The sequence below is a fragment of the Paenibacillus sp. Leaf72 genome (assembly GCF_001422685.1).
Classification (GTDB): Bacteria; Bacillota; Bacilli; order Paenibacillales; family Paenibacillaceae; genus Pristimantibacillus.
The window spans coordinates 202175-218852 of sequence record NZ_LMLV01000035.1 but is presented as its reverse complement, the minus strand read 5'-3'; the positions used below and the strand labels follow the sequence as shown (position 1 = coordinate 218852).

At 50.5% G+C, this 16678-nt stretch carries 14 protein-coding genes; 4 read left to right on the top strand and 10 right to left on the bottom strand.

Annotation, left to right across the window (positions count from 1 at the left end; translation table 11 throughout):
• Nucleotides 1-155 precede the first annotated feature (155 nt).
• The 5 genes from ASF12_RS32235 to yyaC form a co-directional block, all read right to left on the bottom strand.
• Nucleotides 156-1235, bottom strand: coding sequence for an HD-GYP domain-containing protein (locus ASF12_RS32235; RefSeq protein ID WP_056043480.1), 1080 nt, complete (start codon nucleotides 1233-1235; stop codon nucleotides 156-158).
• 108 nt (nucleotides 1236-1343) lie between these two features.
• Entirely contained in the window at nucleotides 1344-2519 is a 1176-nt protein-coding gene (locus tag ASF12_RS32230; RefSeq protein WP_056043478.1) for a class I SAM-dependent methyltransferase, read from the bottom strand.
• A 2-nt stretch (nucleotides 2520-2521) separates the two neighbouring features.
• Complete coding sequence (locus tag ASF12_RS32225; RefSeq protein WP_056043475.1) at nucleotides 2522-3169, bottom strand: DUF6483 family protein; 648 nt, start codon at nucleotides 3167-3169, stop codon at nucleotides 2522-2524.
• Between the two features lie 88 nt (nucleotides 3170-3257).
• Complete coding sequence (locus ASF12_RS32220; RefSeq protein ID WP_056043472.1) at nucleotides 3258-4124, bottom strand: alpha/beta fold hydrolase; 867 nt, start codon at nucleotides 4122-4124, stop codon at nucleotides 3258-3260.
• A complete protein-coding gene (gene yyaC / locus ASF12_RS32215) occupies nucleotides 4117-4665 on the bottom strand; it encodes a spore protease YyaC (RefSeq protein ID WP_056043469.1) in 549 nt (182 codons plus the stop codon). Before yyaC ends, ASF12_RS32220 begins: the two co-directional genes overlap by 8 nt.
• A gap of 216 nt (nucleotides 4666-4881) precedes the next feature.
• Here yyaC and ASF12_RS32210 point away from each other — a divergent pair, with 216 nt between their 5' ends.
• Entirely contained in the window at nucleotides 4882-5109 is a 228-nt protein-coding gene (locus ASF12_RS32210; protein ID WP_056043466.1) for a DUF1128 domain-containing protein, read from the top strand.
• A 100-nt stretch (nucleotides 5110-5209) separates the two neighbouring features.
• Here the strand turns inward: ASF12_RS32210 and ASF12_RS32205 are convergent, their stop codons facing one another.
• From ASF12_RS32205 to ASF12_RS32190, 4 genes are all read right to left on the bottom strand, one after another.
• Nucleotides 5210-5683 carry a hypothetical protein gene (locus tag ASF12_RS32205; RefSeq protein WP_046229069.1) on the bottom strand — a complete coding sequence of 158 codons (474 nt, stop codon included), beginning with the start codon at nucleotides 5681-5683 and terminating at the stop codon, nucleotides 5210-5212.
• Nucleotides 5684-5868: 185 nt separating this feature from the next.
• Nucleotides 5869-7458, bottom strand: coding sequence for a UDP-glucose--hexose-1-phosphate uridylyltransferase (locus ASF12_RS32200; RefSeq protein WP_056043464.1), 1590 nt, complete (start codon nucleotides 7456-7458; stop codon nucleotides 5869-5871).
• Between the two features lie 26 nt (nucleotides 7459-7484).
• Nucleotides 7485-8483, bottom strand: coding sequence for a UDP-glucose 4-epimerase GalE (galE, locus tag ASF12_RS32195; protein ID WP_056043461.1), 999 nt, complete (start codon nucleotides 8481-8483; stop codon nucleotides 7485-7487).
• A 96-nt stretch (nucleotides 8484-8579) separates the two neighbouring features.
• Nucleotides 8580-9752: a galactokinase gene (locus ASF12_RS32190; protein ID WP_056044055.1), complete on the bottom strand. Its 1173-nt coding sequence runs from the start codon at nucleotides 9750-9752 to the stop codon at nucleotides 8580-8582.
• Nucleotides 9753-9965: 213 nt separating this feature from the next.
• Here ASF12_RS32190 and ASF12_RS32185 point away from each other — a divergent pair, with 213 nt between their 5' ends.
• The 3 genes from ASF12_RS32185 to ASF12_RS32170 all read left to right on the top strand — a co-directional run bounded on the left by ASF12_RS32185 (nucleotide 9966) and on the right by ASF12_RS32170 (nucleotide 13796).
• Nucleotides 9966-10832 (top strand): AraC family transcriptional regulator, encoded by an 867-nt coding sequence (locus tag ASF12_RS32185; RefSeq protein WP_056043458.1) that lies wholly within the window; start codon nucleotides 9966-9968, stop codon nucleotides 10830-10832.
• Between the two features lie 131 nt (nucleotides 10833-10963).
• Nucleotides 10964-12202, top strand: a complete 1239-nt coding sequence (locus tag ASF12_RS32180) for an NAD(P)/FAD-dependent oxidoreductase (protein ID WP_056043454.1) — start codon at nucleotides 10964-10966, stop codon at nucleotides 12200-12202.
• A 266-nt stretch (nucleotides 12203-12468) separates the two neighbouring features.
• Nucleotides 12469-13796, top strand: a protein-coding gene (locus ASF12_RS32170) for an IS3 family transposase (RefSeq protein ID WP_442952569.1) whose coding sequence is annotated in 2 segments (ribosomal slippage) — nucleotides 12469-12853 and nucleotides 12853-13796 — 1329 coding nt in all. Because the reading frame shifts where the segments join, the coding sequence is not laid out codon by codon here.
• A gap of 326 nt (nucleotides 13797-14122) precedes the next feature.
• On the opposite strand, the gene ASF12_RS32165 is transcribed toward ASF12_RS32170, so the two are convergent.
• On the bottom strand, nucleotides 14123-16678 hold the full coding sequence (locus tag ASF12_RS32165; protein ID WP_056043444.1) for a beta-mannosidase: 2556 nt from the start codon (nucleotides 16676-16678) through the stop codon (nucleotides 14123-14125).

The following is a 16678-nucleotide window of genomic DNA, read 5'->3' as shown; positions in this document are numbered from 1 at the left end:
TCCTTTTTGCACTTTCGCCTTAACAGCTTATGCAGCATAAGGAATGCTTGTATAGTCAAGCCCCTAACCTAGCGAACCCATTTATATTCTTTCTTTTCTTAACAGCTCTGCGGGAAAAAGCTGCCTTAATGTGTAAGAAAGCCTCGTGCTTGACCCTATAGCTCTTTGACAATCGTCAAATACATGTCGTCCTTGAGCTCAATTTCAAAAGGAGCTGCCGTATGCGAGCCATCGGCTTCACGAATAATGCGTACGCGTGGACGATGCAGGGCCAGCTCATTGTTCGCTGTCACGACGGCGGTCTGTCCAGAGCTGAGCAGCAGCGTCGTCGCCACCGGATAAATGGAAATATGGCGGCAAAAGAGCTTGATCAGCTCAAAATCAAAGTATGTATTGCCGGCCGCAAACAGAAATTCGATGGCTTCCGTTGGCGTATATCTTTTGCGATAAGGCCGCGGGGAAGTCAGTGCGTCATAAACATCGGCAAGCCCGACAATTTGGGCGAACATATGAATATCATCATGCTTAAGCCCGCGCGGATAACCCGAGCCGTCATAACGCTCATGATGCTGCAATGCGCAGTGGGCCGATAAGAGGGAAATATCATGATACTTCCGTAAAATATCGAAGCCCTCCATCGTGTGGCTCTGCATGATTTTGCGGTCTGCATCGGATAGCGGCCCTTTCGTCGCCAGCAGCGGCTGAGGCAGCTTCGTCATGCCGATATCAAACAGCAGCGCGCCAATGCCCAAATCCTCCAGCTGGTTGCGATTGAAGCCCTTGGCGATTCCAATAACGCCGGCAAGCATCGCAACATTGACCGAATGCTGAAACAAATAGGCATCCGCCGAATGAATGCTGGTCAAATTGACCGCCATGTTTGGCCTGCTCGCGAGGTCCTGCATGATGGACCCAAATACCGAACGGAATGTCCGTCCAATGTCCGGGGCAATCGTCCGCCCCTTTAGGGCGGGCTCTTTGAACGCATTCATCGTCGCAGAAACAGCTTCCGCCGCTTTTTTGCGCGTCTCGTCGCGAATGCTGTCCTCGGGCATAATATCTTCTGTGGCCTTATCTTCAATAAACACAAAATCGTAGCCCATATTTTCAAGCCTATTAATAAAACGGTCATTCATCTCCACGCCTGCGCCGAGCAGCACGCTGCCGTTATCCTGAAAAATAGTTTTGGCAAGCCTGTCCCCCGGCTGCACCATGCCAATCTGAACTTTTCTCATTTCCTTGTTTCCCGCCTTTAACCATGATAACGCTAGTAATCGGCATCTTTCATTTGGTCGCTATCATCCATGCATTCCTAAAGCAATTTCCATTAAGTTATATACTTGCTAGTTTGCGGGCAAACGTTCGGCAAGCAGTTTCTCAAGACTAGGTGCTATCTGCAGAAAATTACGGAACTGCTCATATTGCTCCCATTTTTTCGCCTGTATGCCCGACTCGCCGCGAACCGCTCGAATGAGCAGATTTTTGGGCGTATGCTCCGGATCAACAAACTCCAGCATTTGAACTTTATAACCCAGCACCTCAAGCAGCGTGCCACGGGCCGCATCGGTTGCAATAGCCGCAAAACGTTCTTTCAATAGGCCTTGCGATAAAATAGGGGCCAAAACGTCGCTGCTCACCTGCTTGAACAACTCGTGCTGGCAGCAAGGCACGGACATAATGACCGAGGCTCCCCAGCCGACTGCCTTAGCAAGCGCAGCATCGGTAGCCGTGTCGCATGCATGAAGCGTTACAACCATATCCGCTTCGCTTACACCTTCATAATCGGCAATATCACCCACCATAAATGTCAGTTTATCATAACCAAGCGTATGTGCAAGCTCCGAACAAAAAGTGATGACATCCGCCTTCAAATCAAGACCAACGATGCGAATATCCCGTTTCTGCTCTAACGCCAGCAGATGATACAGGGCAAACGTCAAATACGACTTGCCGCAGCCAAAATCGATAATGGTCAGCGGCTTGCCCTGCGGAAGCTGAGGCAATACATCAGTAACCATTTCCAGGAAGCGATTGATCTGCCGGAACTTATCCTGCTTTTTCGCATGGACTTTGCCTTCCGGCGTCATTATGCCCAGTTCCACCATAAACGGTGCCGCCTGTCCTTCCGCAATGACGCGCTGCTTCTGGCGGTTGTGCTGCTGCTCGGTGCTTGCTGCACTAGCGGTTGGCGGCTTTTTGAGCAAAGTCGGCTTGCCTTTCTTGCTCAGAAGCAGCTGTATATCTGCTTCCTGCGTTTTGAGAAGCGCCTGGCGATATTGCTCACCGAGCAGTTCGACCAGCCTCGGCCCCGCATCTTCCGGAAGCCAATTGTTATGTATAACCTTATTCGCATAATGAGCTTCAAATTGATAATGAAGGCCATTTTTCAATTGTACGGGACGAATGATGATTTTGGGCGCTGCGTCTCCGTCCTTGCGGCGAAGCTGGCTCAGCGTTCCCTGCAAAAGCCCGCCCGTTTTTGTCAGGCGGCATATGTCCTGCTGCCACTGTTCTGTCATTGCTATTGCTCCATCTCCAGGCTGTTCAGCCCTGTTCTGATTTCCTCTATCGGCAAGCCGCCAGCCGCAAGCTTGTCCTCCTCAAAAGGAAGCAGCCGCATATAAAACGCGGCGACCTCGCCTTTGCCGGCTGCGCCGTCATCAAGCAGCTCGTACCAAATATTTTCAGCGAGCGCAAAAGCGCCCTCTGCTTCATGCCACTCAGCAACCAGATGCTTCGTTCGATTGGGCAGCTCGTATGGCGACAGCTTGCCGAGCAAGTTCACTGCTTCTTCGCTCGAGTCTGTAAGCGTCGGCGGCGCATCGATGAGTGAAAGCCGCATAAACAAGTGCAAAGCCTTTAAGCTGTGCGCAAAGCTTTCCGCTTCTTTGCCCAAATCTTCATACAGCTCTGCCTCCTGCTTGAACAAAATCGCGATTGCCTGGATATTGTCCGTTTCTACGACGCCGTTTTTCGTCATAACCGCGAGCAGATCCTCGTCTGACAACGTGCGAATCAGCTTCCCGCTTAGCCCAAACCTGCGGTCCAGCAGCTCGTCAATGACGACAAGCGCCTCCTCTTGCTTCAGCTCTCTTCTCAGCTGCATCACTTGTCCGACCGCTTCCGTCATCTGCTCAATCATGCGCATAAAATAATCCCGTTGAAACATCGCTCCGTGCCCCTTTCACTAGCCTCTATCTGCCCTGCCATGATTTAGCTTGAACGATGATCACCACTGCGAGAAAGGTGCGTCCAGCCTATATCCGAGCAATAAAGCTGCTGATCGCCTCTGCGCATGCTTCCGGCTGCTCCAGCATGCTCATGTGGCCGGCATCTGGAAGCAGCACCTGCGTGATGGAGGGGCCAACAAATAACAGCGTCCGCTCCGGTGGAACGATTTGATCGCCTTCCCCGGCAAGCAGCAGCACAGGCAGCTTGGCTTCACGCAATAGGCTCGTCCGATCAGGCCTTGCCTTCATTCCGGATGCCGCAGCGATCGCTCCTGTTCCGCCCGTCTGATAGCCAATCGCCTTCACACGCGCCACCTTGCTAGGCAGCTTGTCCAAATTATCTGGAGCAAACAGCTTTTGCGACATGCCGTCAATCACCTGCTCCAGCTGGCCCTGCTTGATTAAATTTATCGTATTGTCCCGATTGTCCTTCGCGGCCTCGCTGTCAGCTAGAGCTGTAGAATGCACAAGCCCGAATGCCGCCAACCGGTCCGCATGCCGCTCTGCAAAAGCCAATGCAATGTAGCCGCCAAGCGAATGGCCGATGAGGCATACTTTATCTATGCGAAGATGCTCAAGAATAGCGTAAAGATCATCTGCATACAATTCCATAGTAGCTTCAAGATCGGCGGAGGCCGAAGATAAGCCATGACCGCGCAGATCAGGAATGATCAGGCGCGACTGCCGTGCAAGCATTGGCGCAACCTCTTCCCAATAGGCTGAGCTGCCGCAGTAGCCATGCAGCAGCACAACCACAGGAGAGGGGTGGCCTGCCTCTGGATCTGAGTCCGTTGCTCCAGCCTGCCATTTTAACGCTTCTGAGTCGTAAAAGCTAAGCTCTGTGCCTTCCTCAAGCATCAGCTTTTGATTCGCCAAGGTTATCCAATTAGCCAAAATAAACACGCTCCTCTTCTGTCCATTTTAATAAGCGCTTACTGCCCGGCCATGCTCTTGCAATCGCTGCTGCCAACTGCTCTGCCATTTGCATGACATGATACAGCGATGTCGTCTGAATCGTTATATATGGCTTGTGGCTTAACGCATTCACAACGCCTGCAATGCTGTAATGTCCGACGGGCGGCAATCTCCGGCCCGTTGCTGCTCCTGGCTGGAGCGGACCCGCTTTCGCCAGAAAGGCTCCAACCGACTGCGGCTTGCCGAGACAAGCATCAATCGCAATGACGACTGCATGATTTTCAGCCTTGAGAACCGCCTGTTCCACTGCATAGGCGTCACACGGCTGCTCCATTGTGCCGATGACATGCTCCCAGCCCTGCTCCCGCAGCAGCGTGCCGACGAGAGGCCCAAAGCAATCTCCTGTCGAACGGTCTGTACCAATACATACGAAGGAAATATCGCTTCTATTCGGGTACTGCCTGGCAATCGGAGCCAGAAATTCAGCAATTTCGAGATTGAAACGATCTGACTGCTCCATCTTCCTGCTCCTTTAAGCTAACCTGCTTCATTCAATTTATCTGCGTTCCTTCATGCTCTACTTTATAATTACCCATCCTGCTATTAATTGTATCGGATTTATCGGTTCTATTCAATTTGTCTGATGCCCGTCCTAAAATTATGTTACAATGACGGCATTAGTATGAAACAGCAGGCGCATGCATCCATGCCCTGAATGATGAAGGAGGATTTACCCATGCTTGATCTTGAACAGCAAACGCCGCAAAATATTGAATTTATGATTGATACCATCAAAACAAAATTAAAGATGGCTTCGGCTGCCGCTATGCAGGCTTCCCATTTCAATATTACGCAATACGAAGACATTAAGGAACTGTATGAGGTCGTTGCAAGCAAAGAAAAATTCAGTATCAGTGAAGTTGAAGCCCTTGTATCAGAGCTAGGCAAGCTAAGGAACAAGTAATACAGCTCTTCAAGTAATACCATTAAAATACATTATATTACACCCTTCGACAACACAAGAAAACCGGCGCACTCGCAAGAGCTGCCCCGGTTTCTTTGTGTTATTCTTCTGTCGTTTCGGATTCCTTCACTGCTACAGCTGCTGCTGCTTCAAGGGACAGCGAAATGGCTACTTGTTTCTGCTCGCCCTTCAGGAAGAAAGCAAGGCGCTCGAGTTTCTCAGCAAGTTCAGCACCGCTGAGCGTTGTGTTCAAGTTGTAGTTGAACTGATCTGCTGGAAGCTTAAGCTCCTGCTGAGCGTAAGAAGGCTGTCCTCTCCATCCACGTTCAAATCCACCACCCGATTGTGAAGACAAATGATCTGGAACCGGATAGAACTTGTCCGACTTATTTACAACCCGCTCGTAGATGCGGAGTTTCTTAAGGAGCATGTAATACTGAGCGGAATGTTTGAAATCCCAAGCTTCACGAATATCTTTAAGCGTATAATCCATTTTCCATCTTTTCAGCTTTTCCACTTGCTCATCCGAATTCAACTGCAAAAAATCATCTAACGGCATAATAGTTTCCGGCATATTAACTCCTCCATCTAACTTGTAGTGTTGGCGATCACAATAAAACATTAGTAACGTAAATACTATTTTTAATCATATAAAAAATACCATAATTTTTTACACTTTTCAAATTAATTATTTCACAGATTAAAAGCTGGCTCTCAATCCCCTCAGGATTAAAAGCCAGCTTCACGTTTCAGCCTATATTATTCACTTTGCAACCCTAGGGAAAACAGGAACTTTTGAAAACTTGCTTTTCCAGCATCGTTGCGTTTGTATACCCCTGCGTCCTTCAGCACATCAAGGAACTTTGCACCCGTCTGAGTCTCCACATGCGCCTGAGCTTCGCTCTCTGAGCAGGACGTTCCATAAGACGCTACAAGCTCTCTAATCCACTCTGCATGCTTGTGAAGCGGATGAGCGGTTTCCTGAAGGGCAGCATCGATAGTCGCCTCTCCCGTCAAGTAAGCGGCAATTTGACCAAGCTCCGTTGCCAGTCTGCCTGGCAGAACAGCAAGACCCATCACTTCGATCAGGCCGATATTTTCTTTTTTGACATGATGCAGGTGCTGATGGGGATGAAAAATTCCGTCCGGATGCTCGTCGCTCGTCCGATTGTTGCGAAGCACAAGATCGACCTCATACTCGCCGTTGTCGCGCAGCCTGGCAATCGGCGTAATCGTATTATGCGGCGTCTGTGCTGCATCCAAAGCACCTGCGGTAAAGGCGAGAACGTCGGCATCCGCGTCGCTGTAGCCGCGCCAAGCATCAAGCAGGCTGCAGGCCGCCTTCAGCACATCAGCTTTCGAAGCGCCATTTATCCGCACAACGGACATTGGCCAGCTTACGATACCGTATTTGACGCCTGGCAGCTCCGGATTAACAAAGCTTGCTTCCACCCCAGCCGCTTCCATCGGGAACGTATGACGTCCTGCCTGGAAGTGGTCGTGGCTCAGAATCGAGCCGCCAACAATCGGCAAATCGGCATTGGAGCCGATAAAATAATGCGGATACAGCTCGACGAAATCGAGCAGCCTCGCAAACGAGGAGTGCGAAATCGCCATCGGCTCATGCGCGCCCTTGAATACAATGCTGTGCTCGTTGTAATAAACATAAGGCGAATATTGAAAATACCATTGCTCTGCCTGCAAGGTCAGCGGCAGGACGCGCAGATTTTGCCGCGCGGGATGATCGGCGCGTCCGGCGTAGCCTACATTTTCAGCACATAACAGGCACAATGGGTATTTAGCTTGCGGCAGCGTCTTAAGCAGCGCAATTTCCTTTGGATCCTTTTCCGGCTTGGACAGATTGATTGTAATCTCCAAATTGCCGTAATCCGTAGCGTATAGCCAATATTTATTTTTGCGAATGCGGTCCATGCGAATGTAGTTGGAATCAATATTCAGCTTATAGAAGGCATCCGTCGCCTTGGAAATGCCCTCTGCTTCTGCTGTCCGATCGAAAGCAGCTACCGTTTCCGAGGGGCGCGGCATGAGCAAGCCCATAATGCGCGCATCCAGCAAATCGCGATAAGTCGTAATATTTTCCTCAATCAGGCCGATGCTGTAGCCATAATCGAGCAGTTCCTCCAAGATCGAAACCGCGCTATCCAGCTGCTCCTCAGCTACTTCCCCCTCATGCGGCTCCGTAAAGCCGAATAAATCAAGCAGCGCATTGCGGGCAGCATGAATGTCCAGCTTGTGAAGCAAGCCTTGGCGGTAAGCAAAACCAATCAGTCTTTCAATATTTACAAGCGCCTTCGCCGCATTTGCTGCGGCTGTCTGGCTGTCTGTCATGCGAAAAACGCTCCTTCCTCTTGCTCCTACTCCTGTGCTTTACCTTTGTAGCCTTGTGGATTCGCCACATGCCAGTTCCAGGCGCTGCGAATAATGTCCTCCAGCTTGTCGCGCTTCGGATTCCAGCCCAGTTCATTGCGGGCACGATCCGATGCCGCTACCAGTACGGCTGGGTCGCCAGTCCGGCGAGGCTCAATGACAGCCTTGATCTCGCGTTCGGTTACGAAGCGCGCAATATCAATCACTTGCTTAACGGAGAAGCCTTGTCCGTTGCCTAGGTTGTAAATCGAGCTGTCCGCACCCGTACGCAAACGTTCTACAGCAAGCACGTGCGCATCGGCCAAATCGCTGACATGGATATAATCGCGGATGCAAGTGCCATCCTCTGTCTCATAATCTTCGCCAAACACCGAAATATGCGGGCGTTGTCCAAGCGCTGCCTGCAGCACGATAGGAATAAGATGCGATTCCGGATTATGGTCTTCGCCGATCAGGCCGCTCTCATGCGCGCCAGCTGCGTTGAAATAGCGCAAGGATACGAATTTCAAGCCATGCGCGACATCGAACCATTTCATCATTTTTTCCATAGCCAGCTTCGTTTCGCCATAGGCATTAGTCGGCAGCGTGCGGTCATATTCGTCGATTGGCACGTTTTCCGGCTCGCCATAGGTAGCTGCTGTGGATGAGAACACAATTTTAAGCACATTGTGCTCGATCATTTTTTCAAGCAGGCATAATGTGCCATAAACGTTGTTATGATAGTATTTCCCTGGGTTTTGCATGCTTTCCCCTACGAGCGAATTAGCTGCAAAATGAATAACGGCATCAATGCTGTTTTCCTTAAATACCGTTTCCAGAAAATCCTTATCGCGCAAATCGCCAACGTACAGCTTTCCGCCTGTTACTGCCTCGCGATGCCCCTGCTCCAAATTGTCAACGACGACGATTTCTTCACCGCGCTCTTTAAGTGACGCTACAGCATGCGAACCAATATATCCTGCTCCACCTGTTACCAATACTGCCATTGTATTATCCCTCCCATATTTGCTTGCATGTAAGTGTAAACGGCTAAATCCGTTCAACACGCTTCATTCGATAGGCCTGCTTAAGCCGTCTGTTGCTTAAACCAGCTGCTCAACGCCATTGCCGATGCTGCATACGTAGAAATCCGCTACAAGTCCGGTTGCCGCCGTGTATTCCTCGCCCACTTGCTGCTTGAAGCTCTCAATGCTGTCTTCATGAACGAGCGATACGGTGCAGCCGCCGAAGCCTGCGCCTGTCATGCGCGAGCCAAGCACGCCATCTACTTTGCGAGCCGCAGCTACCATCGCGTCCAGCTCCGCACCTGTTACTTCATACAAATCGCGCAGCGAGTCATGCGAGCCGTTCATCAGCTGGCCGAACAATGCGAGATCGTCTTTTTTAAGAGCCTCCATCGATTGCAACACCCGGTCGATTTCCTCGACTACATGCTGCGCGCGATTGCGGACGATATCTTCTTTGATCAGATGCTTGTTTGCATTGAACTGCTCCAAGTTAATTTGGCCAAGCAGCGTCAGCTCAGGGAATGCCTGCGTCAAGTCCTGAACCGCTTGCTCGCATTGGCTGCGGCGCTCATTATAAGCGGAATCCACCAATCCGCGGCGCTTGTTCGTGTTGCCGATAACGAGCTTGTAGCTGCCCGATTGGAACGGAACGAGATCATATTCCAGCGTGTCGCACATGAGCAAAATCGCGTGGTCCTTCTTGCCGTTCGCCACAGCAAATTGGTCCATAATGCCGCATTGCACGCCATTGAATTCATTTTCCGATTTTTGCGAGAGCAGAGCAATCTGCACCTTGTCGATCGGCTGTTTTTCAAGCGTCAGCAAGGCATATGCCGTAACCACTTCGATGGAAGCCGAGGAGGACAGGCCCGCTCCGTTCGGGATTTCGCCATGGTACAGCAGATCATAGCCGGATGTGTAGCTCACGCCGCGCTGCTTCAATTCATGGAAAATCCCTTTCGGATAGTTCATCCAGTCATCCGCTTCGTCATAAACGATATTTTCAAGATCAAATTCCCGGCTCATTGGAAAATTCGTCGTTGCCAGCCCAAGCTTGCGGTCTCCGCGCGCACGAATGAGCAGCGTAGTGCCGAACGTTAAAGCAGCCGGAAAAACGTAACCGCCGTTATAATCGGTATGCTCGCCGATCAGATTCACCCGGCCTGGAGCATGAAATACTTGAATGGAAGAGGCTTCTCCACCATATTGTTGGATAAATTTCTGTGTAAGCTCTTGAACATTTGCCACTTGCAATCACGTCCCTTTTTATCGTCTTTAGTAATTTGATGTAAGGCGATGTCTTCCCCTTCAGTATAGCGCAAGGCAAGCGGCAATTAAAATGGCGCAAAGTGCTATTTACATGGATATATGTGACTTTCATATCGATCTTAAGACATGCTATGATTATTAAAATCCGCAAATAAAGCAGTCTTTATTCCCAATTGCAGGCAGGTGTAATGAATGAACAGACCAGAGAACTATAAAGTCGCCTCAAGCCCTATGATCATCGAAAACGATCTGCTGCACGTATTGTTCGCAGGGGAAAGCCAGACGAAGCCAGCCCATCGCCTCGGACCGAAAGTATATGATTTTTATTTGATGCATGTCGTGCTTGAAGGCAGCGGCATCTTCATTTGCGGCGACAACCGCTACGAGCTGCAGGCAGGGCATACCTTTCTCATTGAACCGGAGCAGTTGGTCAGCTATGAATCCGATGTTCAAAATCCTTGGCGCTACCGCTGGGTCGCTTTTAGGGGCGCACTGGCAGGCGGGCTGCTGGAGACAGCAGGCTTATCCGCTGCACAGCCGGTCGTCGATACGGGCAGCAGCAAGCGGCCCGCCGTGCTTTTCCATCATATCTTCCATATTTTCCGCTCGAATGAGGCGGCTGCGCATTTGAAGGCAAGCGGCTATTTGCAGCTGCTGCTCGCTGAATACAGCGCCGTTATGAGCGATGCCGCTCGCGGCAAAGCACTGATGGCCGATGAAGAGGGAGAGCAATTGCTCCAAAAAATGATCCATTATTTATCGACGCAATATGCCCATCCCGTTTCTATTGAGCAGATGGCGGAGGCGCTTGGCTACAATCGCGCTTATTTATCGCGATTTTTCAAACGCAAGACGGGAACGACGCCCGTCACCTTCCTGCTCAAGCTGAGAATAGACAAGGCTAGACAGATGCTTCGAGAGCGTGGAGAGCTGACGATTGAGCAAATTTCCGCTTCTGTCGGACTGCAGGATGCGCTTTATTTTTCCAAGCAATTTCGGCGTTTTTATAATCAATCCCCAACCGCGTACCGCGAAGCGATGCGCAGCCAGAAGGAGTAGCGAGCAAGCCGCATGGCTTGTAATACGGGTAGGCCGATATGGGACATATTAGTGGTACAACAATTGATTAGATGTGTAATGGTTACTAAGAAACACCTTTTAAATCCACATGAACAGGAGCTGTGCCTCAGATGAAGGAGCTGCATACAGGCAGTCTGTTTTGGCCTACTACCTTAAATTCCCCGGCAGAATATCCGAGTATTACCTCGAACAAAAAAGTGAAGGTTGCCATTGTCGGCGGCGGTATGTCGGGTACCATTTGTGGCTATATTTTGGCGAAAAGCGGCATTGAAGCAGCGATGCTCGAACGGGAAAGCGTAGCTGGCGGCAGTACGTCGGCCAACACGGGCTTGCTCCAGTTTTCCAATGATATTATGCTGTGGGAGCTCGCTGACCAAATCGGCGAATACGATGCCGTTCGGTTCTATCGCGGCTGTCTGGATGCCGTGCGGCAGCTGGGAGAAGTTGCGGCGCAGCTCCCCGTAGATGTCGGCTTCATTCCAAGAAGCAGCCTATACTATGCGACCTCTGAGCAGGAGTTGCCAATGCTGCGGAAGGAGTATGAGATGCTGCTCAAGCATGGCTTTGATGTCAGCTTCTTGGAAGCGGACGATATTTCCCGGCAGTTTCCTTTCCGCAAACCGGGCGCCATTGTGGCGCAGGGGGATGCCGAGGTTAATCCTTTCCAGTTCGTGCAGGGCGTCTCTGCCGCTGCAGTGGAAGCCGGGCTGCAAATTTATGAGCATACCGACATCGTAAAGCATGAGCAGTCCGCTGAAGGCAGACAGCTGCTGCGTACTGCAGACGGCTGGGAAATCGAGGCGGAGCATGTGATTTTCGCTATTGGCTATGAGCCTGAGGAGCTGCGCGGCCAGCTCGTTAAAGCCAACATTAACCGTTCCTTTGCCGCCGTTACCGTCGTTCAGGACGACGCGAAGCTGCGGGCCAATTGGCCGGGCCAATGCCTCATTTGGGAAACGGCGCGCCCCTTTTTATACTTGCGCACGACGGTGGATGGCCGTATCGTCGTTGGCGGACTGGACGAAATGACAGAAGCGCCGATTGAGAGCGAGAAGCTAAGGCGCAAGCGAACCGATAAGCTGCTGGAAAAAATAACGGCATTGTTTCCGATGCTGGATCAGCCGCTGGAATTTGAATGGAGCGCCACATTCGGCGAATCCCGTGATAATTTGCCCTTTATCGGAGCAGACCCAAAAATGCCCGGCGTCTATTATTGCCTAGGCTATGGCGGCAATGGCACCGTCTACAGCATGATGGCTGCCTATATGCTGCGGGACATGATTAATGGCGAGGCGCATCCGCTCTCCAGCATCGTGCGCCTTGACCGTCCTTCCTTATTAAAGGTTTAAGCAGGCTTGCATCACGGCCATATAGTGTGCTTATATACACCACTATATAGAAAAGAAGGGCTCCGCCGATTAAAATGTACCCTATAAGATGGACACTTTAAAAAGGTCATCTTGTAGGGTCTTTTTTGTGTACAATAAATAAAAAAACGAGCGGTGGTCGAAGCGGATNTTAAAATGTACCCTATAAGATGGACACTTTAAAAAGGTCATCTTGTAGGGTCTTTTTTGTGTACAATAAATAAAAAAACGAGCGGTGGTCGAAGCGGATGTCTAAAAAATGCTTTACAACTCAAGAGCAAGCTCAGCTAAGAACAAATCCCTATGTGAAAAATGTCAGTGCCAAAGCCATTACCTATACGGATGCGTTTAAAGAACGATTTATTAAAGAATACAAGCAAGGTATGCTTCCAAGTGAGATTTTTCAGGGAGCGGGCTTTGCACTAGACGTTTTGGGGGCAACCCGGATTAAGAAGGCTTCCAATCGATGGCGCACGGCTTATCAAGCACAGGGGCCTGCTGGATTAACAGACGCTAGAAAACACGCCTCAGGCCGTACTCTGAGCCSCGAATTAAGTCTAGAAGAAAAGTATGCCCGTTTGGAAGCGAAAATGAAATGGCTCGAAGCGGAAAATGAATTCTTAAAAAAGCTCGATCAACTCGAAAGGCAGATGAGAAAAAAGAAGTCCAACTAAGCACGAAGCAAAAATTCGAACTTATTCAACAGATGATGAATACCTATCCTTTCCGGCGTAAGCTGTATGTTCTCTGTGAAATCGCTGGGGTTTCACGTTCCGGCTATTATCGATTTTGTAGCGAAGATGCTCGATTACATCGTCAAAAACAGGAAGAAAACGATCAAAAGGTGAAAGCGATCCTTCTGAAAGCCTACCATTATCGGGGGAGAAAGAAGGGRGCTCGTCAAATCAAAATGACGCTGGATCATCAATACGGAATCACCTACAACCTCAAGCGAATTCGTCGTGTCATGCAAAAGTACAACATCGTTTGTCCCATTCGAAAAGCAAATCCCGCACGACGTATGGCCAAAGCGACCCACGAGCATCGAACCTGTCCCAACACCTTAAAGCGAGCCTTTAAGCAAGGGATCGCCGGCAAGGTGCTCTTAACCGACATCACGTATTTAACCTATGGAAACAACAAGCGAGCCTATCTATCGAYGATTAAAGATGCCGAAACCAATGAGATTTTAGCCTATGAAGTTTCTGCTTCCATTGGTTTGGATATTGCGATCGAGACGTTGAAACAACTCAAGAAACATCGCCATCTCACCCCGGATGCGTTGATTCATTCGGATCAAGGATTTCACTATACGAACCCGAAGTTCCAAAAGCTTGYGAAGAAAATGGGGCTAAGTCAATCGATGTCRCGTAGAGGAAACTGTTGGGATAACGCCCCACAAGAATCATTTTTTGGGCATTTTAAAGATGAAACGACTATCAAAACGTGCATGACCTTGGAAGAGGTAAAGCAAGAAGTAAAAAGCTACATGATCTATTACAATCATTATCGAGGTCAATGGAACTTAAATAAGCTGCCGCCTGCACGATACAGACAGCAGCTTGAAGTGGCCTAACCTTTTTTTAATTGTCCTTTACAAGGGGTACATTTTAGNAGCCGATTGGAGGCATTGATTTTCGCCCATCATTATCGAGGTCAATGGAACTTAAATAAGCTGCCGCCTGCACGATACAGACAGCAGCTTGAAGTGGCCTAACCTTTTTTTAATTGTCCTTTACAAGGGGTACATTTTAGTTTCAGCTGGCAGGAAAGGTTCCTTTTTTTCTATCGGCCGCTTGTCCTTTCAAGGTGAAACGGCTTTCGCCGTCCTCTGGCGGCGCGGCGCGTTTCAGTCCGAGAAATATAGAGAAAGGATGGGAAAATCATATACTTTCCTATATTTTAAATAAAATCGGTCATCGAATGGACATTCAGCTCGCCCGGCGACGCAGCGCTGAAAGCCTGATCTCCTTGCGGATTTCGCGCGTAAAACGTAATCGTACGCGGTTCGTTCGGCAGCAGATCGAAATAGTTGTCGCTGAAAATACCTTCGATCGACGCAGAAAGTCGAACCTGCTTGGCCAGCGTATCCGTCTCCAGCACATAAGCGGTGCCGCCGCTGCCTTGAACCTCGCTGATCTTTATGGCCGGAGCCGCAAGCTCAAGCTCATTCATCGGCCTGAAATAATGCTCCTTTTCCTCCACGAGCAGTCCACCCTGCTTTAGCTTCGCCACAAGAACGACTTCACCTGGCTGAATGCCTTCGGAAAGCAGCGCTTCCAGCTCTAAGGAGCAGGCGATATGGCCGTTGTTTGGCTGAAGCGATACCGGAACGGCAAACTGCTTCAGCACCTCGCCCGTGAATGAACGCAGCTCAAGCGCAAGCTCGCCGATGAAAGGTTCATTTTGATCTGACAATACATAACAATCGACGCGGCCGCTGCTCGCGCAGTCAAACGACAGCATGATGTCGCGGAAGCTGCGTGCCGCATAATATTGCAGCGCCTTCCAGCGCCCGTAATAGTCCATTCCCGCCCATGAGGCGACAGGCCAGCAATCGTTCATTTGCCAATACAGGGACCCCATGCAAAATGGCTTTTTCCGCCGATGGGCTTCAATCGCTGTCTTCATCGCTTCCGCCTGCAAAACCTGGCTCAAATAAAGAAATGCCGGGAAATCCTTCGGCTGGCGCAAATACATATCCATATATTCCTTGATCAACTGGTTGCCGCGCGCGTTTTTCTGATGCGCCAGCATTACCTCCGATTCAATGGCCATGTCCGCTTCTTCCGCATACTGCTGCACCGTTTGCAGCTCAGGAAACGATTGGAAGCCGTATTCGCTCATGAATCGGCCGACGTGGACGTTGTATTTTTCAAAAGGCTCTACGTTATGCCAGACGCCCCAATAGTGAATATCGCCGCTCTTCGACAAGTTGAAAGCATGCTGCTCACCGTCTCCCGTCAGCCCCCGCATCGGTGAAGAAGGCCAATACGCAATACCATTGCCAAGCCCCGCGACCGCCTGCGGCAATATCCGGTGGAAAATCGCCTCATAATCAGCCCACAGCTGCTCGCGCTGCTCAGGCGTATAGTCGCGCTTCCAGCCCCAGCCCATATTTTCATCATAATGCGACCAGGCCGTATCGATTTCATTGTTGCCGCACCATATGGCGATACATGGGTGATTGCGCAGACGCCGAACGTTTTCCTCCGCCTCCAGACGCACATTTTCCAGAAAAGCCTCATCTCCGGGATACATGCTGCAAGCGAACATGAAGTCCTGCCAAACGAGCAATCCGTACTCATCGCACAGCTCATAGAAGGCATCCGCCTCATAAATGCCGCCGCCCCACACCCGGAGCATATTCATATTGGATAACGCAGCACTCGCAATTTCATGACGGTAACGCTCATAGGTCACGTCAGGCAGGAAGCTGTCATTCGGAATATGATTGGCTCCTTTCGCGAACACCGGAACCCCATTCAGCTCGATATAAAAGGCATGTCCCTGCTCGTCCTGATCGGTTACCAGCCTCACTGCCCGCAAACCCGTCGTTACACTGCGGCTGCTTACGGGCTGCTCGACCCCATCCTTTGTTTGCATAAGCTGCGCTTCAAAATGATACAGCTCCGGCTTGCCGAGGCCTCGGCACCACCAAAGCCGCGGCTGCGCAATAGATGCCGCCAGCTCCACCGTCTGCAAGCCCGCCGCCAGCTGAACCTGCTGCTCCCAGACCCTGCCGTCGGCATTTACCCGCAGCACCCCTTGCCAAGCTTGCTCGCATTCCACTTCTGCTGCAATCCTTAGGCTCGCATGGGCTGCGGTGATTTCCTGCTGCTCGATATACAGATCTGTCAGTCGCACCTCTGACCAGGCAACGAGCCTCACTTCCTTCCATATGCCGCTCGTCACAAATCGCGGGCCCCAGTCCCAGCCATAATGATACGGAGCTTTGCGGGCAAAAACACTGATTTTCTTGTCGCCAAGTCCACCAAGCTCTGACTGGTCATTCGCCGCCGGAAGCGGATAGCCCAGCTTCTCAAGCTTCGGCAAATCCTCGTTAACAGGCGAACGAAACTTGACTGTAATCACATTGCCTTCCGGCTGCAAAACCGGCTTCACATTCATTTTCCAGATGCGGAACATATTATCTGCCGACAGCATATGCTTGCCGTTGACGTACACATCAGCATACGTATCAAGTCCAGTGAATACCAACTCCAGATGCGATTGTGCCAGCATTTCCGGCGTTACCCCGAACGTGGTCTCGTACTCCCAATCCTGCTTATCGATCCACTGCAGCCCATGCTCATTCGTACCGTAAAAAGGGGGGGCTACTTTCTCCTGCCGCAGAAGATCCATGTGCACGTTTCCCGGCACAATCGCGGGCAGCCACTCCTTCTCGCCACAAGCTCTAAAGCTCCAATCGGATAAAACGCTGTTCGCTTCGTTCAT

Coding starts and splice junctions, on each gene's coding strand:
- ASF12_RS32200 (WP_056043464.1), bottom strand. CDS start 7,458: ATGACAGACAGCCAGACAGCCGCAGCAAATGCGGCGAAGGCGCTTGTA.
- ASF12_RS32205 (WP_046229069.1), bottom strand. CDS start 5,683: ATGCCGGAAACTATTATGCCGTTAGATGATTTTTTGCAGTTGAATTCG.
- ASF12_RS32180 (WP_056043454.1), top strand. CDS start 10,964: ATGAAGGAGCTGCATACAGGCAGTCTGTTTTGGCCTACTACCTTAAAT.
- galE (WP_056043461.1), bottom strand. CDS start 8,483: ATGGCAGTATTGGTAACAGGTGGAGCAGGATATATTGGTTCGCATGCT.
- ASF12_RS32165 (WP_056043444.1), bottom strand. CDS start 16,678: ATGAACGAAGCGAACAGCGTTTTATCCGATTGGAGCTTTAGAGCTTGT.
- ASF12_RS32185 (WP_056043458.1), top strand. CDS start 9,966: ATGAACAGACCAGAGAACTATAAAGTCGCCTCAAGCCCTATGATCATC.
- ASF12_RS32210 (WP_056043466.1), top strand. CDS start 4,882: ATGCTTGATCTTGAACAGCAAACGCCGCAAAATATTGAATTTATGATT.
- ASF12_RS32230 (WP_056043478.1), bottom strand. CDS start 2,519: ATGACAGAACAGTGGCAGCAGGACATATGCCGCCTGACAAAAACGGGC.
- ASF12_RS32225 (WP_056043475.1), bottom strand. CDS start 3,169: ATGTTTCAACGGGATTATTTTATGCGCATGATTGAGCAGATGACGGAA.
- ASF12_RS32235 (WP_056043480.1), bottom strand. CDS start 1,235: ATGAGAAAAGTTCAGATTGGCATGGTGCAGCCGGGGGACAGGCTTGCC.
- yyaC (WP_056043469.1), bottom strand. CDS start 4,665: ATGGAGCAGTCAGATCGTTTCAATCTCGAAATTGCTGAATTTCTGGCT.